This window comes from Pseudothermotoga sp. U03pept, from assembly GCF_051235805.1.
In the GTDB taxonomy this organism is placed as follows: Bacteria; Thermotogota; Thermotogae; order Thermotogales; family DSM-5069; genus Pseudothermotoga_B.
The window spans coordinates 94,131-113,848 of the sequence record NZ_JBPNXV010000003.1; the positions used below are offsets into that span (position 1 = coordinate 94,131).

The following is a 19,718-nucleotide window of genomic DNA, read 5'->3' on the forward strand; positions in this document are numbered from 1 at the left end:
TGTTATAAGTCCGAAAGAAGGTCCTCTCTGAAAGGGATGGCAACGCGGGTTTTGGTGGGTCTTTGATTATGACCTCACCTTGGGCCGTCCGAAAGAAGGTCCTCTCTGAAAGGGATGGCAACGGGAGGGGGGTCTTTTATAATTACCTCCCCTCCTCCCGCCAGTCCGAAAGAAGGTCCTCTCTGAAAGGGATGGCAACCTCATAAGCTCTCGGACCATACGCTAGCAGGAAGAGATCTTTCACGTCCGAAAGAAGGTCCTCTCTGAAAGGGATGGCAACTGGTGGTGGGTCCTTCACCAGGACCTCCCCACCACCTTGAGTCCGAAAGAAGGTCCTCTCTGAAAGGGATGGCAACAGTTAAAGCGGGGATTGCTCCCCGCTATATGTGTTTCTTCAGTCCGAAAGAAGGTCCTCTCTGAAAGGGATGGCAACTCTTACGACCCCTTGCCCCCTTGACGGCCGCCGGAAGGTGGTCCGAAAGAAGGTCCTCTCTGAAAGGGATGGCAACATGAGTTGGTTGCCGTTATAAAGATGAATCTGTCGATGAAGTCCGAAAGAAGGTCCTCTCTGAAAGGGATGGCAACGCATACTTGAGTAACCAAAAGCGAGAAAGTTGCATAGTCCGAAAGAAGGTCCTCTCTGAAAGGGATGGCAACTGCTGTTTCTATTGTCTTTCCAGTCTCCAATGCTTCTTCTGTCCGAAAGAAGGTCCTCTCTGAAAGGGATGGCAACAGGGGGAGGTGGAACTTAGCTCCTCCCCCTTCTTCGTCCGAAAGAAGGTCCTCTCTGAAAGGGATGGCAACTATATCTCAACAAATTCTTGAAGTTCTTCATGGTAAATCAGTCCGAAAGAAGGTCCTCTCTGAAAGGGATGGCAACTGCAGAGTCTTGTTCCGCCTTACGAATATCAATACTCTCGTCCGAAAGAAGGTCCTCTCTGAAAGGGATGTCAGCATGCTGTTTTTCCGTGACTGAGGGATATAGTAGACATATGACATATCACTTTTGAAAATAGACGTATAATCTTGGGCAAAAAGGGGGAGTTAGATGATTAGCTTACCTTGGCAAGAAAAGCCAAAAGATTGTGAAAGCGTAATCTGGAGGTATGAGAACAACCCAATAATCAAGAGAAACCCAATAAAGAAAGGAGCTCGTGTTTTCAATTCAGCTGTTGCTGTTTTTGAGAATGGTTTTGTTGGAATCTTCAGAGTTGATCACAAGAACACAAAACCATTTCTGCACCTTGGTTGGAGTGAAGATGGCATCAACTGGAAAATAGAGGAAGAAGAAATCAAATGGATAGATTTAGACAGCAAGCCTTTCCCAGTCAACTATGCCTATGATCCAAGGCTTGTGAGAATAGATGACGCATATTACATAACCTTTTGCACAGATGATCATGGTCCTACGATTGGTATCGGTTTTACAAAAGACTTCAAGACTTTTGTGAGGCTTCCAAATGCTTTTGTTCCATTCAACAGAAACGGTGTGCTTTTTCCAAGGAAGATAAAGGGTAAATACGTGATGCTGAACAGACCCAGTGACAATGGTCATACTCCGTTTGGAGACATCTTCTTGAGTGAAAGTTTTGACCTTGTGCATTGGGGAAACCACAGATTTGTAATGGCAAGGAGTAACCACAATTGGTGGGAAAACTTGAAAATCGGTGCAGGTCCAGTACCAATTGAGACAGATGAAGGATGGCTCTTGATCTACCATGGGGTAACTTTGACATGCAACGGCTATGTTTACAGCTTTGGTGGGGCAATACTTGATTTAGAAGATCCAAGCAAGGTTTTATACCGATGCAAGTATTACTTGCTCACACCCGAAGAGAATTACGAGGTGTGCGGCTTTGTACCGAACGTGGTCTTCCCGTGTGCAACCCTTTATGAAGAGCAAACCAAGAGAATTGTCATCTACTACGGTGCAGCAGACACCTATGTAGCTGTAGCTTTTGGGTATTTAGACCAGATCGTAGACTACATAAAGAGCAATTCAGAAAAATAAATCGTCAGAACTGTCTTTGGTTAATTCATAAGCATTTTTCAAATTCAATTAACTGTCGATAGCACGGCTGAAAAAAAGAAAAACCATCATATGCACAGACAATTTCAGCTGCACGATCAAACAACAAAGATGCTATATTGAAGATAGGTTAAAGAGAAAGATATCGAAGATCTGTATCTACTTCAAAGCTGAGGGAAAACTATCTATCTGAGGGAGAGATGAGCTTGGAACTCTTATCGGGAAAACTTAAGGAGGGTACCTTTGTTCAGGATCAAAAAGATTTCACACTCAGATTAGAGATCAGGAAAACAAGCTTTGGTTGGATGATAAACGGTTTCGTCAAAGGAAGACCGAGAATCCTCGAGATTTACAAGGCAACTTCACCTGGCATCGTTTTAGTCAACAATTGGCAATCTTGGGGTCCATGCGCAGTTGTAGATAACTCTTCGTACAAAGTACCACCTTTGAACCCAGAATGGCAATACAGTGCATCGTTGCATCCAGAATTAATAAAAGAAAACATTCTGGTCAGTGACTACTTCGTTGCCACTCAGGAAAGGCTATACGGCTTTCTGACTTCAAAGATCGCTCATCCATTTTTCACGATCAAAGACGGTACAGTTTCAGCGGCACTTGATTTCTCTGATCTGACTTTCACCGATTACGTACCACTTGAACCTCTGGCTGTCTTCGAGAGAAAGGATATCTTTCAAGCGCTGGAAGAATATGCAACGTTGATTTCGCAGGAAAACAACGTTCAGATTCGTAAACACAATCCAATTGGATGGTGCAGTTGGTATCAGTACTTTCTAAATCTTTCTTGGCAGGAACTGCTGAAAAACCTTTCACTCGCACAGTATTATCCATTTGATGTTTTCCAGATAGACGATGGCTATGAACAGGACATTGGAGATTGGCTCGAATCGAAAAGTGGTTTTCCTTCACTCGAAGAAATGGCTCAAAGAATAAAAGATCACGGCTTTAAACCAGGTGTCTGGACTGCACCGTTTAGCCTCTCTGAACAAAGTAAGTTGTTCAATTCTCACAAAGACTGGGTGGTAAAAGAGAACTCTTGTCCAAAGATGGCTTACAAGAACTGGAATAAATCAATCTATGCCCTTGACTTGTCAAATAACGAGGTCAAACAATGGCTTTTTGAAACTTTTTCAACACTTTACAGAATGGGCTACAGGTATTTCAAAATTGACTTTCTTTTCGCGGGCGCATTACCTGGTATGCGAGAAAAACCAGTCACACCAGTACAAGCCTTCAGAGAGGGTATGCAAATCATCAGAAAGGCTGTAAGGGACAGTTTCATACTTGGTTGCGGCTCGCCACTCTTACCTGCAGCTGGCTATGTTGATGGAATGAGAATTGGACCAGACACTGCGCCTTACTGGGGCAACGACTTGCCAGACACAGGAGGACCAGCGGCAAAATGGGCACTGAGAAACGCTATAACAAGATACTTCATGCACAAAAAGCTTTGGTTGAACGATCCAGATTGTCTGCTGCTGAGAAATCTTCAAACAGAGCTAAGTTCAGAGGAAAGAAAGATCTACGCCTATACCTGTGGACTTTTAGACAACATGATCTTTGTGAGTGATGATCTATCCTTGATCGATGAAGAAGGTAAGAAAATCTTCATGCAGACATTCAGGCTCACAGGTGGAAAGGCACGATTAAAAGAAATCATCTCTGAGGCAGCAAAGTATTCCATCGAGATTTATGGAACTAAAACGGGCAACTTCAGATTCGACGTTGATCTGGACAAGAAGCAATTTAATCTTGAAGCACTTCAGGAATAGAAAGCGGCGAGTAATGAGCTTTGCACGTTACCGTGTCTAACATCTTCCTGAATACCGTTGACGCAGTTTTCGTTCACAGTGCTGTAAGTTTCCCTTTGTTCTTAGCTGTGCGTTCTCAAAAGGTTTCTTGCAGAAACCCACTTGAACGAGTTAATCATCTGTGCAAAGAACAGATGTTATGGCACGTTGATCAGACAAGAGTCTGCCAAGTTACGCCGACTTTTGTGCAAAGGTGTTTTATGAGCTCTGCGATATGTTCAGTACACCGGACGAGCCATGAATCAATGCCTTTAACGAAACACAGGCTTTCAACTTTGTTTTCGCCCTGAATACTTAGTGATCTAATGAGCGCTTATTCCAAAAAAGATCGTTCATCTGCAAAGCTTTATTAATTCCTCAATCTTCGCTGTCGCGAGACAGATGACGGTATCGGCAGCACCATAGTAAATGAACAACTCATCTTCTTTCACAACTGCTCCGGTTGGAAAGACAACGTTATTTCTAAAACCGCCTTTCACTTCATACTCTACTTCAGGTACCAAGATCGGGTCTTGGCAGATTCCTATGACTCGTGAAGGATCTTCTAAGTCCAGCAGCATGACCCCCGCGGTGTAACGCTTTGTCCACTTTTCCTCCCATCCATTCTTCCCCCTGGACGGATCGATATCAACAGCATGAAAGATGACCAACCAACCCGCATCAGTCTTGATTGGTGGTACACCAGGTCCTATCTTTAAATTGGCAAAGGGAACATCTTCGACAGCCAAAAGCAGTTTGCTATCTCCCCAATGCTTAAGATCAGGCGAAGAACTTATCCAGATATCGAATCTCTCCAAACCAAGCCTTCCATATACTGGAAAAGGTCTCTCAAGGCGCACATAAAAACCGTTTATTTTTTCAGGAAAAAGCACAAGATTTCTGTTGTCAGGCGTGGATAGTGAAAGTATCTCAAAATTCTTGAAATCTTTTGTAGTTGCTATACCAGCCCTGATTCCATGCCATGTGTCAACTGCAAAGGACATGTAGATGGTTCCATCTATCACGGTCAGTCTCGGATCGTACATTCTTATGAAATCGTTTAGACCGATCTCAAAGTTCAGTGGTGAAGCTTCTACCGTCCAATGGACACCATCTTTACTCCGTGCCATCCCGAGGTTTGTACCTTCCAATCTCTGTTCTTCGAAAGAACCGTAATCGTTGCGGAAGACCATCAGGTACTCACCGTTGAACTCACATACACCTGGATTGAAAACCAGCACAGATGAATAACCAAGATTCTTGTAAGTCAGTATGGGATTTGCCGGATGACGCTTAACAACTTGCTTCGACTTCAGTTCACCTACGGGCTTGGGTTCGTAAAGCTTTTTAATCAGTGAGAAATCTATCATGAAAACGCCTCCTTTCATCTTGATCCCTTAAAGTATTACACATAAACCCAAGAGGAAGAAAATGCCTGTTTTTGACCAATAACTATGGTTCATGGTCTTTTTTGACTGTTATCACTGAAAAAAACCTGATGTGAAAAGCCAAGAATTAGTTCGCAAATCATTGTAACTATCGTTAACATTTGACAAAAGATACCGTAAAAACATAATATTAGTTAGCCTTTGATAACTAAATCGGGGGGGACATATGTTATCAAATCTTGAGTCAAGGGTCTTGAAGATCATCCGTGATTCAAAAGAAATATCAAGACTTGAAATATCCAAAAGCTTAGGTCTGAGCAAACCAGTTGTCAGTCAGACTGTTTCACAGTTGATAAAAAAAGGACTAGTTCAACAGATGGGTATTTCCAAATCAAAGTTTGGTAGACCAAGAATCAAACTGCAATTTATTCCAGACAGATGGTACTGTGTCGGTGTAGAACTCGAAGAGAACTACTTGGAAGCCATCGTCACCGATCTCACTGGCAAAGTAATGTTGTCTTTCAGAGAAAAGACTCCGTTGATACGAAAACCACTTGAAATAGCCACCTGGTGTTGTGAAAAGATTCAAGATCTGATAGCAAAATCGTCCGTTCCCAGACAGAAGATACTCGGTGTTGGTGTTGGTATTTCTGGAATGGTCGATCCAAGCACAGACTTAGTGAGAGCAGCTCCTGCCTTTGAAATGAAGAATTTCGACCTGAAAACGACACTTGAGAAAGATCTCAATATACCAGTTTGTGTGGCTAACAGGGTAAAATTGGCTGCATTGGCTGAACACACAGTTGGTGCGGCTAAGGGGTTCACTGATATTCTTTTTATCTTCATAGACAGTGGTCTTGGTTCAGCCCTGATAATCGATGATCAACCTTTTCAAGGACACTTTGGCAAAGCAGGAGAATTTGGTTGGAATGTAACAGACGTTGATCTCACAAAAGACGATCTCTCTGAAGAACCACAGTTTGGTCATTTAGCTAGGAAATTATCTGGACACGCACTGAGCAAATACTTGAAAACCTCAGATGTAGGAGTGTTTAATGAGATCTTACGTAGCCTGCACGAAGAAAAACCACGCAGCACAAAAATCAAGCGGGCTTTGTTGCATCTGTCTGCCGCAATGAGTAATGCAATACTCATGTTTGATCCACAGATGGTGATAATCAAAGGAAGAATCGGTCAAAGATGTTTCAAAGAACTCTCACACTTTATTCTTCCAGAGCTTCAAAGGATGCTACCAGCTGAGTTTTACGAAAATCTGCAGCTAAGGAACGGCACAATTGAAGAGTTTGACGTTGCCTTAGGTGGAGTCTTCTTGGTTCAGAAGAGGATAATGAACATCTAAATCCCTGCGAGGAGGTGGTTTCATGAAGAAGGTTCTTGTTGCGTTACTGGTTTTGGCAACGGTATTTGTCATGGCTGATGTCGTTCTCATGTGGTTCACAGACGGACCAGACTTCGACATCATGCAGTCACAGATTGCAAAATTTGAGAAAACCGAGGGTGAAAAGGTCGTTGTACTTAACCTTCCCTACTATTTGGAGTACAAACCCAAGCTCGCGGCTATGGCTAAGGCTGGCTCACCACCAGACGTTGCAAGAGAAACCGATATTCTCCCATGGGTCGAGTATGCCGTCGATCTAAAACCACTGATTGAAAAGTACACAGGCATGAAATTCGAGGAATGGCTGGACAACGTCTCTTTCTACAAACCTGCGTTCAAGAAGATTTACGAGAAATTGGGGAAGGTTGTTGGAATCCCTTACACATCCGATGCACACGCAATCTTCTACAACAAAGAGATATTCAAGAAAGCAGGTATCGAACCACCAAAAGACAAACCGTGGACTATCGATGAGTGGTACGCTGCTATGAAGAAGATCAAGCAGAGCGGTGCCGCAAGGTATGCCCTTGTTTATGATTTCAGTCCGTACAGATTCTCAAACTTGCTGTACGTCTTCGGTGGAGGAATTTGGGATCCAAACGGTAAGGAAATAACGATCGATTCAACTGAATCAATCGAAGCACTCGAATTTTTCGTCAAACTGCACGACGAAGACCTCATGCCGAAAGCTGTCTGGCTTACCGGCGATGCCCCAGCTAAGTATTTCCAAAATGGTATGGCAGCGATGTATGTCTCTGGAATTTGGATGCTCGCACAGTTCAGAGAACAGCTCAAATTTGATTGGGGCGCAATCATGTGGCCCTACAAACGTCAGCGAGCGGTCATGACTGGTGGAAAGTACATCGTACCATTCACAGAGAAAGGCGCAAAGCTTGCACTCTTTTTGACAAACCAAGAAAACTTGGCTGAATTTGCAGGAAAACTTTTCCTTATACCAGACAGGAAAGACTTAGCTGATAAAGTTGTAATAACAGATCCTGTGATAAACGAAATCTATGCCATTGTGATGAAAGATCTTAACGAATCTGGCAGGGGAAGTTTAGTTGCTGATTGGTACGATCCCGACACCGCTGCGATAGTACAAAAGAATCGTTCAGTCATAACTGATGCCATAAAATCTGCTGTAGCAAAAGAAAAGACACCAGCTCAGGCATTCAGAGAACTCGCAAAGTTTCTCAGAGAAGAAGCAGCCAAGAGTAAATGAGAGTCTGCCGGGAGGTCTTCCTCCCGGTTTGCCAAAACTGGGGGAATGCTTTTGAAAAAACAATTAATGGCGTGGTTATTTCTTTTACCAAATCTGTTGATCTTCTGCATATTCATAGTCACACCGGCATTGAGCAGTTTTTACTTTTCTTTCACAGATTCAGATATGCTGACCTTCTCTGGCAGATTCATCGGTGTAGCGAATTTCAAAAATTTACTGCAACCATCGAGTGATTTTGTCCGCGCACTGCTCAGAACACTTATTTACACTGTTACGGTAGTTCCCTTGGTCTTTCTGTGCTCGCTTGGACTTTCGGTCATGACGACATCAGACTTCTTTTATGGCAAACCATTCCTACGTGCTCTCTTCTACTGGCCATGGCTCTTATCACCTTCCATCATTGGGATATCTTGGAAATGGTTTCTCGATTATGATGCTGGATTGATAAATACACTGTTGATGAAATTTGGGCAAAACCCTGTGCCCTGGCTGATAGACAAAAAGCTGGCGTTCATCAGTGTCACAATGGTGACTATTTGGAATGTTGCTGGATATTTCATGGTGATGTTCAACGCTGCACTGACTACTATTCCGAACGAGGTTTACGAAGCCGCAGCTTTGGACGGTGCCAATCGTTGGGTGAGATTTTGGAAGATCATCTTTCCATTGCTCAAGCCGACCTCGGTGCTCGTTGTGGTACTGTCAACAATCATGACTATGAGGAATTTCGAGATAATATACGTTTTCACCGCTGGTGGTCCTGGAACTGCGACAACGATGATTGCTCAGAGAATATATCACGCTGCATTTATGGAAAGAAGGCTTGGGATGGCTTCGGCTATGTCCGTAATATTGTTTTTCATCTTGATAAGTTTGTCTTTACTACAGTTCAGGATCTTGGAGGAAGAGAAATGAAAAGAAAAAGAAGATTACTGATAGTGATTGTGAATCTCTTTGCCTATCTGTTTGCGTTTTTTTATGTCTTACCGATCCTCTGGACAGTCTTCTCGAGTTTTAAAGAAGAAACAGACCTCTTTGCATGGCCTCCAAGACTGATAACTAAACTCACTTCGATCAATTATCAATTAGTATTTTCAAAGACTCCTATCTCTTTGTTCATCAGAAACTCTTTTCTAATATCGATTTCTGCAACCGCTTTGACTGTATTGATAAGCCTAATGGGTGGTTACGCATTGGCGAAGTACCAATTTCGCTACAGGAACTTTGTCTCAAATTTCACGCTCTCTATGCTCATGATTCCACTTCAGGTCATAATGGTTCCTGTCTATCTGGTTTTATCTAAGATTGGCATGATCAACACACTTTGGGGATTGATCATTCCTCCTGCAGCAACACCAACTGGCATATTTCTTGCACAGCGATACATTCATTCTGCGATTCCAGACGAATTGCTCGAGAGCGCGAGAATAGATGGCGCTGGTGAGTGGAAGATCTTCTTCAGGATTGTTTTACCACTCTCAACACCACTGCTGGCGGCTATTTCTGTTCTCTCGTTCACGTGGCGATGGAACGACTTTCTGTGGCCTCTCATCGTTGTTGGTTCTCCAAAGCTGTACACAATCCAACTGGCTCTTGGAATGTATGCTGGTGAGCATATAGTCCAGTGGGGACCACTCTTGGCTATGACAACGATCTCGATGTTGCCAGTGCTGATAGTGTTCTTGTCGCTGCAGAAATACTTTGTCAAGGGTATAACAACTGGAGCTATCAAATGAGGTGAGTCGCTTTGAATTACAAAATAGATCTCAACACTGTCTTTTATGACACAGCGGTGGAAGATTTTCTTCTTTCCAATGTTGAGCATACGCTTGTGCTGAAGTATGGAAAACCTGAGAAACTTTTTTCTTCGAAGGAAGGCTTACTGATAGAATTCACCAAAACAAATTTAGATCAACCGGAATTCTGCTGTCTTTGGCAAAATGGTTGCAAATTCAAGAGCAAAGATCTTTCTTGGCAGTTCTTCACAGCCGATAAGATAAGATCGATTCTCTGGAAAATAGATGGTCTAAAGAGAGTTGTGCTCAACTTCAAAGTGCCCTTAGTAAGGTTGTTCAAAGTACCATTTGCTGACTGTGTGGAAATTCAACAGCCTTTGCAGATTTCGTGTACCCAGAACTCAATAGTTTTCTCAGATGTTTTGCGTATCAAAATTCTGAAAGGTAGATTGGTTCAGTTAAAGCCTTCACAGAACAGATCTTTTGAGATTGTGATTGAAGATGAAGGATCACAGAGTATCGAAATTGCTTTCCGTTCTAAGCAGGAAAGAGATGATCTTTCGGAGGAAGTCGAAAATCGTCTCTATGTAGAAAGACTGCTCCAGAACTGCCCCAGCAACCTGAACGATCTGGAAAGATCGCTCTATTTGTTCTCAATACATACGGCTCTTTCTTCTTGGAAGGATTTTAAGACAGCACAATGTCTCTCGGCAGGGAATAACTACAGTTTCCCAAGAAGAACATATTTCAGAGATGGTTTCTGGACGTCATTAACCCTTCTGAAGGTAGAGCCAAAGATGGTTAGAGATCAGATAATAGCCCTTTCACAAGGTGTGCATAAGGACGGCTGTCCAAGTGCCGTAATGTTCTTAGATAGTGATGAAAGATCTTTGCTGAGGCAGTTTATCCAGCAGAATCATCAGATTAAGCAGTTCGTCAGATATGAAAACGACTGGTGGTCAGACCACCATGACTCAGGACCACTCTTCGTGCTGTTGATCAGCAAATACATAGATCTGACCGGTGATAACACGGTACTTTTTGAGGTTGTTGGCAAGGAGACTATCTTGGAAAAAGTAGATCTGATAGTTCAACAGATTCGAAATTACCAAAAAAGCGAGAATGGTTTGCCGCTTAAACCTTTTGATCCGAAAGATTGGCAAGACAATGTCTTCAGAAATGGTTTAGTAACCTACGACTTGGCTCTGCAGATAGCAGCGTTTAGAGAGGCGCACAGATTGTTTCAGCTTGCCAAGGTAGATAGAAAGGATCTTTTGGAAGAGTATCAGGTGATGAAAAAATCATTCAATGAAAGACTTTTCAATCCTGAGAAGGGGTATTTTTATGATTTCGTTGGCAGTTACACTGAAGATCATCTAAGTTTAGATACAGTCGTGGCAATACTTTATGAAATCGCAGAAAAAGACAAAGCCTTGTCGATGCTCTCAAAGATGGAAGAACTCTTGGAATCAAGAAACAACATGCAGCAACCATACGGTGACTGGGGTGTGATGAATGTCTGGCCTCTGTTCAAAAAACGTTCTCACCTATTTGGCAAAAGTGCATTTTCATACAGATACCACAATGGAAGTTGCTGGCCTTATATGAGTTCTGCTTATGCGCTTGCAAGGTTCAAGAGCGGGCTTGACCCAGCTTACGGTTTGCTCAAATGGTGGGAATACTCTCTTGAAAAGGGTTGGGTGAACTTGGTTGAATACTACTCACCTGCTTATCACAGAGGTGGATTAAACCAAGCTTGGAGTTCTTTCGCCGCATTCGTTATAAGAGAAATCTACGCTCAATAAAACTTGGAGGTGTGATCATGGTAGAAAAATGGAATCACTACCCTGTTTACATGTGGGCAGGCCCAGGGACTATAAGAATCAACAAAGTTAAGTTCCCTGGTACACCAATAGACGAACAAGTACACATGGAAGGAGGCTTGAGAAAAGGAGCATTTAGGCTGGGTGAGATGGGCTACAATTGGGCGTACTGTACTTACAATTGGGGCTTTCCTCCAGAGATAGAAAAGGAAGATTATGAGTATTTCAAGAAAACTGTTGAGGAATATCATCAAGAAGGGGTTAAAGTCTTTGGGTATGTTCAGTTCTCAAACAACGTTTTTTCGGGAACTTATAGAACCAAGCGCTGGTATGCCCTAGACCCATACGGTGAAAAGATCAACTACTATTCAGGTAGATACCTTGTCTGTCCGACCGACGAAGACTGGAAAGAACATCTCAAAGAGATAGTTGCAGGAATAGTCAACGCTAAAGCTGATGGTGTATTCTTCGACAACATCTTTGGCTCTTGGTTCGGTTTTCGTCCGTGTTACTGTGATAGATGCCAAAAACTTTTCAAGGAATATGCACAAGAACAAGGTTTTGAAGTGAACGAAATTCCAAAATTTCTGAGCGAGTCTTTGGAATCAAAGCTCTATCTGACCTGGAGAAGGAAGATCATATGGGACACAGTGGCAGAACTTTCTCAAATAGCTAAGAGACTCAATCCTGATATCCTAATATCTTCAAACTCTTTTGAAGCTGGAATAAGCAAACTATCTATCATGGCAGGCATCGATCTAAGAGAAGCCTTCAGAGTACAAGATCTCGTCATGATCGAGAACCACCAGATACCAAGGAAATTTCAAGGAATACAGATCTTCAACACGATGACTTACAGAATAGCTCATGCGTATTGTAAAGGCAAACCTGTGACGAGTGTACCTTATATGTTCGGCATCGGGGATGATCCTGCCTATTCCACAAGAATATACCTTCAGGCGATGGCTGAGGCTTATTCAAACGACTCGGTCTATGTGCTCAAAGGCACCGAATACTTTCACAATGGCAAATGGACACTCTTGACAGACGATCAATTTGAAGATATTCGTCTTCAAATCAAGGACTATCACAACTGGTTCAAAGGTAAGGACGGCGTTGTTCATAAGATATATGGAAAACGTGCAACGAGAATAGGCATCTTTCATCCATATGATTCACTAACCTTTTACTGGGAAAAGACTGCTCTGCCTTTTTTTGCGGCGCAGCATGAGCTGGTTCGCTCTAAGATCGACTACAAAGTCGTGTATGACGATTTTGATGAAATAGATCTTTTAATTGTGCCGCCTATATTTGAAAGAGGAGAGATAGAGAAAATCGCTAATTTCGAGAAAGATAAGATCTTTCTTGGTTACACCCCAATCGAAGGACAAAAGGTCATCTGGAGAGAACTGTATAATCTTGTCTCATCACAGCAAAAACCAGACCAACTTCTGGCATTAGAACAAGACCTATCGTTGCTAAACTTCTCTTTGTATTTCAACAATTTGGAATACAGAGAACGACTCAAGAAAAACGGTTTTCTGTTCTTCAACTACTTGAACTACTGCTATAACTTCACGCATCCATTCGATGCCAAAGAACTGATAGAGATAGTTCAAAGATACCAAGACTGGAAAATCGATTCTGACGGCTTCGTCGTAGTTACATCTTACGAAGAAGGAGATCTTTTAAAGATCCACGTCGTCAACCTTGAGGAAAAGGATGTGCAAATCGATCTTTCATTACCAAAAGGCAGAAAAATACAGAAGATACACGAATACAAATACAGCAATGCGCTCATTCACAGAATTTACATCATTCAGATGTGAGTACACCAACTGTGTGATGTGCGAAAAAAGGGTGAGACTGTTCTCACCCTTTCTTTTTCAACACTTCTGTGTTCACCAAGTTGGGTGGAATCTCTTCTTTTAAAGCCTTCAGCAAATTCTCTACCACCATGACAGACATTCTCGTTCTTGTAGCATAAGAAGCTGAACCAAGATGCGGTGCTAATACAACGTTGTCCAATTCGAGAAGCTCTGGCTCAACCTGTGGCTCATTTTCAAAAACATCGAGTGCAGCTCCTCTGATCCAGTTCTCTTTGAGCGCTTTTACAAGGGCTTTTTCATCCACCACAGGACCGCGCGCAGTGTTTATAAGGTACGATTCTTTTTTCATCATCTTCAATTCTTTTTCTCCTATCAGATGGTGTGTCTCTCTTGTGAGTGGTACATGAAGCGTTACAAAATCTGATTCTTTGAGCAACGTTTCAAGATCTACAAAGGTTGCATTAAGCTCTCTTTCAAGTTCTTCTGAAACTCTCTTTCTGCTGTAATAAAGAACTCTCATGTTGAACCCTAAGGCACGACGAGCCATCGCTTGACCTATTCTTCCAAAACCAACTATACCAAGAGTGGCTCCATACAGATCTGTGCCTAAGAGGAGCATTGGTTCCCAACCACGAAACTTTCCATCTCTCACGAATCTATCACCTTCAACTATTCTTCTTGCGATAGCCATCATCAAAGCCCAGGCAAGATCTGCCGTTGTCTCTGTCAAAACACCTGGTGTATTGGTCACCATGATGCCTCTTCTGGTTGCCTCTTCAACATCTATGTTGTTGTAACCAACAGCGTAGTTGGAGATCACTTTCAGTTGTGGTCCTGCAGAATCCATGATCTCTTTGTCGATAATGTCTGTGAGAAGTGATAAGATACCATCGACACCTTTCACCTTCTTGAGTAATAGTTCACGCGGTATGACCCCGTCATAGTCACTCACTTCTACTTCACAGTATTCTTTCAAAAGTTTTAAACCATCCTCTGGTATGAGCCTCGTCACAAAAACCTTGGGCTTTTTCATCGATCTACCTCCTCCTTCAATCTGTGGAACTATTGTATCAACCTCGCATATGCACTCAGGAATGTTCTTTTCGCATTCGCTACTACAAGGTCGGGATCTTCACCAACCATAGGCTTGACTTCGAAAGAGATCACAGGCCTCTCTGTTGCAACCTTCTTATCGAAGTAGCCAACCTTTTTCAGTGATTTGAGAAAGTAGAATACTTCGTTCACATCATTAGCCCCATCGGAGATACCAAACCTCGGGTGCAGATCACCGTGAGCTGGATGATCCTTCTTGAGCACGGCATTTCCTATGTGAACATGTGTTATGAAGGGTGCAAGCAGCTGAACTGTATAAAAAGAATCTTCAAAAAGCAAAGGCTGGTGAGAAAGATCAACAGTCAAGCCAAAGTTTTGATGAAAGGTCCTCACATTTGAAGCGATTTCAAATGCCACAGATGCTGGACCAACAAGTGCCTTTTTGTCGACAGACCAGTCGAAGACCTCCAAGTTCACTGCAACTATTCTGCCTTCTCTTTCACCATGTTCTTGAGAATAACTGCACAATTCCCTCAAAGACTTGACAAGCTGTGCCTTTGCAACCTCAAGTTCATTTTCCTGCGGCATTCTGCCGCTCAAGAAGGCGACGGCTTTTGCCCCCACAGAATAAGCGTTGTCGATGACAGTTTTGATCTCTTCAACAGCCTGTTTTCTTTCTGATTCATCAACTGAATTAAGATTCAGTTTTTTCGTCAGGACCAAAGGTTGTGCGGCGAGTAGAAGTTCCACCTTCGAGATCTCGCACATCTTTCCAATCTTCTCAAGTATTGGTCGTTCAACAAGTGCACTAATCTCAATGGCTTGGAAAAACTCATCTGTGAGAACCTTTTTCACCGTGGAAAGTATTTCCTCTTCGCTCTTCGCATCTGGATAAGCCATGAAGTGAATCAAACCCATGTGAAAACAGTCGTGCCAAGGATACATCTTTTACCTCCCTTCACAGATTGTTTTTATATCTTGTACTATCTTTCTTCCACCTTCAACCAGCAAGCCTATGTCAGTTGAACATACCAACAGCTGCATGCCTTTTCTTATCCAAGGCTCTATCGATTGGACATCCCGCAAGTGAATCCCAGAGGGTATGTTCAACCTCAGACACTTTTCCACAAATCTTTCTATGTGCTGTTGGACCAACGGGTCCTTGGTTTTACCTGGTATTCCAAGACTTTGGGATAGATCGTTTGGTCCTATTAAACATGCATCAACACCAGGCATTATCAACTCTTCAAGGTTGTCTACTGCTTCTTTGCTCTCTATCTGTAAGATTATCAACGTCTCATCATTCATCCACTTTACAAATTCATCGGGCTTCATGTCGGCAAAACCCGTGTGAGTTCTTCTAATTGCAATACCTCGCTCACCAAGGGGGTAGAACTTGGTTGCTTTAATTATCTGCTCAACTTCCTCCTTGGTTTGAACTTGTGGTATCAGTAACCCTTCTGCACCGCAATCAAGAGGTCTTGAGAGATTGTGATGGCCATACCTTGTTGGTACACGCACGATAGGTGTTATATCACCCGCCCTGGCCGCCCATACCATGTCTTGTACCGTTTCAAGCGAAAAGGAAGAATGTTCAGTATCTATGACGAAAAAATCAAAACCAGCCGTGGCAAAGATCTGTGCAATACTGGGAGTTCTTATCTCACTCACCATGATACCTACTGCATGTTTGCCTTCCTTCAGCAGTTGCTTTGTTTTGTTCTTTCTCACGACCTCACCCCCTAAACTTTTTTCATTTGATCAAATCTTGCCATATTTTTTCAACAACTCTATGTTGACTGGAAATTGAGGTTCTCTGCCAGTCAGTACCTCTATTACTCCTTGAGCTGCGCCTTCAGCCATTCGAATCACACACTCTTGAGTGAGTGCTGAGTTGTGTGGAGTCAAAAGAATCTTTTCACAGTTGAAGAATGGATGATCTGAAGGAGGAGGTTCATCCACAAAAACATCGGTTGCTGCACCTTTGATCCACCCTTGGTTCAACGCCTTCAAGACAGCCATTTCGTCCCACACAGGACCTCGGGACATGTTTATGATAAAAGCCGTCTGTTTCATCATTCGCAACTGTGCCTCACCTATCAAATTCCTGGTTTGGCTTGTAAGTGGCACGTGTATCGATACAAAATCAGATCTTTCAAGCAACTCTTCGAGCGAGACCAACTCGACACTCAGATCTTGAGCCTTTTGCTTACTCACATAAGGATCATATGCAATAATCCTCATCGAAAATGCCGCTTGACACTTCTTTGCAACCAAGGAGCCTATACTGCCCAAGCCAACTACTCCCAACACCTTCCCATCGATATCAATAGTGGAGAATTCATCTCTGATCTTGAAATTACCTTCTCTGGTAGCACGATCCATATCCTTGAGTCTCTTGGCGAGTGCAAGTATGAACATGATAGTACCTTCAGCAACAGAAAGGGCATTTGCATTTGGAGTGTTCACAACGTATATACCGCGCTTTGAAGCTTCTTCCAGATCAACGTTGTCTACGCCAACACCATGTCTTGCGATCACTCTGAGTTTGGGAGCATTTTGTATTATATGGGCTGTGAAAGGGGAGGTGCGAACTATCACACCATCGATCTCTTTGATCTCTTGTGCAACGATCTGAGGATCTGAACTTGATGCATAAACTACCTCAAAACCTGCCTCTTTGAGAACCTTCACACCATTTTCGTGAATGGGCTGAACAATCATCACCTTCATTTCTTGATCACCCTTTCAACACAGAAACTGTACCAAAACTTATTGGGCAGACCAAAACCCAATCATTTGGGCTCTGCAATGCACAAAGTCTTTATATGCCATCTTCAAGAGATTCTCAAGGAGCTTCGAATGCATTATAACTAAGCCAAGAATAGTATAGCGACATTTCCGTGATTGTTGACTCATTCAGTGTGACGAATCCTGAAAGGTTGGAAGAAAAGGAAGGTTCATGAGAAAGAAGTTTTTTCCACAAACGTCAAAGATTGCCACATATCTCTAAGGTTTCTGTATGCATATCGTTGTCTCTACGCCTTGTACTAATACCCAGGCTTTGTAACCAGATCTTTGGCAGTAGCTCAAGATTCTCTCTTTTGAAATAGGGTAATCCACAATCACCATCAGAATATCGTTTGAATTCATTTCTTGCAGCTTTTTCCTTGTTTGAAGTTCTGGAATGGGGCATATCTCTCCACGCATATCCAAGATCAGTTGTGGCTTTGGGACTTCCTTAGCGTCTATAACATAGTAAACCATTGAGCCATCGTAGGATTTCACAGATCCAAGGACATGCATAGATATTTCTTGAAGGATGTGGAAAACGTGCTCTGAAGCAATATCATAACGATCACCCTCTTTGCTTCGAACTACCTTCAGTAAGCCATATTTCACCATTTGATTTAAATACCTGAAGGCAGTGGAAAGATCTATTTTCAGTTTTTCAGCCACCTCTTTAGTAGTCATGCATTCTTCAGTGAGCAACATGAGTATCTCCAGCCTTCTTTGATTTGCCAAAACCTTCAAGAGTTCGACCATCTTACTTCCACCACTCAACCAGATCACCTCATCAAAAACGCGGGTCGAATGACCCGCGTTTGGAAAATGATCATTCGACTTCAGCCAATGGACTTAGGATGTTTTTCCACTAACTCCACGAATCTTCCATAGTCAATCAGAGGAACCTTAGAATCAGACTCACTGTAACCACGTGACAAAAAGTCGTCCTTTATTGCAAACACACTGGCTTTTGTATGACTTTTGAAATCTTCCAAAGCCCAGTATACACCATTCTGTATCAGTACAACATCGTCTTCATCTGTGGCTGCGTACAGTTTGATCCGTTCGGCAGGATTGTTTGGACCATATTTGATTAAGATAAGCGCCATCTTACCACCCTCTCACATGAAAACAACGTGATCGAATTGATGGAAAAACTCTGGAAGACTTCCCTTGTCGATAATCGTTGCCGAAAAGTTTTCATCCAACTCTCTTACCTTGAAATTCTCCAAATCTTCTTTTACGACATAGACCTCTGTTCCGTAGTTCTTTATGTATCTGTGGCATATTGAAAGTGGGAGCAAGCCCAACATCTCTGGTTTGGTGTTCTTGGACAGTGCAACACATGCTTCATCGAGCAAGAGTACTGCTGGTTCTAAATCTTCACCGTACATGCCAAAAGCAGTTCTAAAAACTTCATTCACCCATATACTCCCAACTGGTGATTGATAAGCTACAAAGAGTAATTTTTTCACAACCACCACCTCAAGCCATTAGGTTTATGAACCTATCACTGCTGGCGAACAAAGCTGCCAGTTCTGGTAATCCGCTGGGTTTTGAACCTTCGATGATCATATCTGTGGTGATCCCTCTGTAATCCATACAGATACCACATATGTCAACTCTCAGTTTTCCCTGCTCGATCATCTGCTTGAGCTTCTGCGGAATATTTCTATCAATTCTTATGGGTTTCACATTCTTGTTCACGCAAAGAACTGAATCAGCGAAGAGAAAAAGATTTACCTCATGACCTCTCTCAACTGCCGCCTCAGCTATCTTCATTGCGGTGTCAAGATCTTCGTAGGTGTAGGGTGGTACCATAACCTGTATTGTTATCTTCATTCATCATCTCTCCCTACCAAAGAGCAACCATGCCATAGTCCAGTTGCCAAGCAAGAAAAAGATTGAGGTTACTATTGAAGAGATAGCCAAAGTTGGCACACCGGTCAAGAAATGTCCAATGTTGCACCCACCAGCAGTCGCAGCCCCAAAGCCCATCAAGACACCGCCAACTAAAACTTGAAGGTATGTGGATGGTTTCTTGGGCATGCGAAGCTTGAATTCTTTGCCAACAATTGCTATAAACATCGCACCTAAGATTATACCGAGCACCTCTGCACCAATCCAGTTCAATGGCTTGTTGCCTGTGTACACAGAGAGAATATTGGTCCAGCCACCTGTGATGCCCAGTCCGTAGTTTCTACCGCTCGCCGCACTTGCCCACCAAGCTATCGGTTGCAGTATGGCTATCAATACAGCCGCGACAATCCAGTTGATCTTCGTTTCACGCTGACTCGTTTTCGTGCCAAATGCGTACCACAAGAGCAATACGACAAAGATCAAGGTGATTATCCATGGATTTACGTTGAAGATCGTTGCCAAAGTTGGTCCTGTCTTCGACACATACACTGAGCTATTGGATGCAACTGTGATGTTGTACTTGTTCAACCATTTCATCCAGCCAGAGAGTACTCCACCGCTGGTCGCCTGGGCTGTCAGACCAAAAGCAAGAGCAGCCAACCAAGCAGTTGTCATACCTTCTCCTACTCGGTAAGTCACACCAGAAGCGCAACCTCCAGCCAGTACCATGCCAATCCCAAAGATGTAACCACCAACTATATTCGCAATCCAGTTCAACGGC

General features: G+C 42.9%; 18 protein-coding genes and 1 CRISPR repeat array (1 of these 19 only partly in view). Of the genes, 8 read left to right on the top strand and 10 right to left on the bottom strand.

Going from position 1 to position 19,718, the window contains the following annotated elements; translation table 11 throughout:
• A CRISPR array of direct repeats spans positions 1-955; the repeat unit is 36 nt; unit sequence GTCCGAAAGAAGGTCCTCTCTGAAAGGGATGGCAAC; it begins 2,418 nt to the left of the window's first position.
• Positions 956-1,048: 93 nt separating this feature from the next.
• A complete protein-coding gene (locus ACSFC1_RS10975; RefSeq protein WP_435566232.1) occupies positions 1,049-2,011 on the top strand; it encodes a glycoside hydrolase family 130 protein in 963 nt (320 codons plus the stop codon).
• Positions 2,012-2,235: 224 nt separating this feature from the next.
• Positions 2,236-3,819: a glycoside hydrolase family 36 protein gene (locus tag ACSFC1_RS10980; RefSeq protein WP_435566233.1), complete on the top strand. Its 1,584-nt coding sequence runs from the start codon at positions 2,236-2,238 to the stop codon at positions 3,817-3,819.
• 371 nt (positions 3,820-4,190) lie between these two features.
• Here ACSFC1_RS10980 and ACSFC1_RS10985 read toward each other — a convergent pair whose 3' ends face one another.
• Positions 4,191-5,207: a glycoside hydrolase family 130 protein gene (locus ACSFC1_RS10985; protein WP_435566235.1), complete on the bottom strand. Its 1,017-nt coding sequence runs from the start codon at positions 5,205-5,207 to the stop codon at positions 4,191-4,193.
• Between the two features lie 244 nt (positions 5,208-5,451).
• On the opposite strand from ACSFC1_RS10985, the gene ACSFC1_RS10990 reads away from it, so the two are divergent.
• The 6 genes from ACSFC1_RS10990 to ACSFC1_RS11015 are packed head-to-tail and all read left to right on the top strand — an operon-like array spanning position 5,452 to position 13,237.
• Complete coding sequence (locus tag ACSFC1_RS10990; protein ID WP_435566236.1) at positions 5,452-6,585, top strand: ROK family transcriptional regulator; 1,134 nt, start codon at positions 5,452-5,454, stop codon at positions 6,583-6,585.
• Positions 6,586-6,607: 22 nt separating this feature from the next.
• On the top strand, positions 6,608-7,849 hold the full coding sequence (locus tag ACSFC1_RS10995) for an ABC transporter substrate-binding protein (protein WP_435566237.1): 1,242 nt from the start codon (positions 6,608-6,610) through the stop codon (positions 7,847-7,849).
• A gap of 51 nt (positions 7,850-7,900) precedes the next feature.
• Positions 7,901-8,764, top strand: a complete 864-nt coding sequence (locus ACSFC1_RS11000) for a carbohydrate ABC transporter permease (protein ID WP_435566238.1) — start codon at positions 7,901-7,903, stop codon at positions 8,762-8,764.
• Positions 8,761-9,585 carry a carbohydrate ABC transporter permease gene (locus tag ACSFC1_RS11005; RefSeq protein ID WP_435566239.1) on the top strand — a complete coding sequence of 275 codons (825 nt, stop codon included), beginning with the start codon at positions 8,761-8,763 and terminating at the stop codon, positions 9,583-9,585. The genes ACSFC1_RS11000 and ACSFC1_RS11005 overlap by 4 nt, the downstream gene beginning before the upstream one ends.
• Positions 9,586-9,596: 11 nt before the next feature.
• Complete coding sequence (locus ACSFC1_RS11010) at positions 9,597-11,390, top strand: amylo-alpha-1,6-glucosidase (RefSeq protein WP_435566241.1); 1,794 nt, start codon at positions 9,597-9,599, stop codon at positions 11,388-11,390.
• 17 nt (positions 11,391-11,407) lie between these two features.
• Positions 11,408-13,237, top strand: a complete 1,830-nt coding sequence (locus ACSFC1_RS11015; RefSeq protein ID WP_435566242.1) for a DUF6259 domain-containing protein — start codon at positions 11,408-11,410, stop codon at positions 13,235-13,237.
• A gap of 43 nt (positions 13,238-13,280) precedes the next feature.
• Here ACSFC1_RS11015 and gyaR read toward each other — a convergent pair whose 3' ends face one another.
• The 9 genes from gyaR to ACSFC1_RS11060 form a co-directional block, all read right to left on the bottom strand.
• The gene (gene gyaR, locus ACSFC1_RS11020) at positions 13,281-14,270 is read right to left on the bottom strand and encodes a glyoxylate reductase (RefSeq protein WP_435566244.1); all 990 of its coding nucleotides are present in this window, start codon (positions 14,268-14,270) and stop codon (positions 13,281-13,283) included.
• 29 nt (positions 14,271-14,299) lie between these two features.
• The gene (locus ACSFC1_RS11025; protein ID WP_435566245.1) at positions 14,300-15,235 is read right to left on the bottom strand and encodes a sugar phosphate isomerase/epimerase family protein; all 936 of its coding nucleotides are present in this window, start codon (positions 15,233-15,235) and stop codon (positions 14,300-14,302) included.
• Between the two features lie 3 nt (positions 15,236-15,238).
• Complete coding sequence (locus ACSFC1_RS11030; protein ID WP_435566247.1) at positions 15,239-16,021, bottom strand: HpcH/HpaI aldolase family protein; 783 nt, start codon at positions 16,019-16,021, stop codon at positions 15,239-15,241.
• Positions 16,022-16,051: 30 nt separating this feature from the next.
• The gene (locus tag ACSFC1_RS11035; protein WP_435566248.1) at positions 16,052-17,023 is read right to left on the bottom strand and encodes a hydroxyacid dehydrogenase; all 972 of its coding nucleotides are present in this window, start codon (positions 17,021-17,023) and stop codon (positions 16,052-16,054) included.
• Positions 17,024-17,299: 276 nt separating this feature from the next.
• Positions 17,300-17,836: a sulfurtransferase TusA family protein gene (locus ACSFC1_RS11040; RefSeq protein WP_435566250.1), complete on the bottom strand. Its 537-nt coding sequence runs from the start codon at positions 17,834-17,836 to the stop codon at positions 17,300-17,302.
• 80 nt (positions 17,837-17,916) lie between these two features.
• Positions 17,917-18,186 carry a sulfurtransferase complex subunit TusB gene (gene tusB, locus ACSFC1_RS11045; RefSeq protein ID WP_435566251.1) on the bottom strand — a complete coding sequence of 90 codons (270 nt, stop codon included), beginning with the start codon at positions 18,184-18,186 and terminating at the stop codon, positions 17,917-17,919.
• A gap of 12 nt (positions 18,187-18,198) precedes the next feature.
• The gene (locus ACSFC1_RS11050) at positions 18,199-18,552 is read right to left on the bottom strand and encodes an intracellular sulfur oxidation protein (protein WP_435566253.1); all 354 of its coding nucleotides are present in this window, start codon (positions 18,550-18,552) and stop codon (positions 18,199-18,201) included.
• A 10-nt stretch (positions 18,553-18,562) separates the two neighbouring features.
• A complete protein-coding gene (locus ACSFC1_RS11055) occupies positions 18,563-18,919 on the bottom strand; it encodes a DsrE/DsrF/TusD sulfur relay family protein (protein WP_435566254.1) in 357 nt (118 codons plus the stop codon).
• A 3-nt stretch (positions 18,920-18,922) separates the two neighbouring features.
• The coding region (locus ACSFC1_RS11060; RefSeq protein WP_435566256.1) for a YeeE/YedE family protein at positions 18,923-19,718 on the bottom strand (796 nt) is incomplete at its 5' end.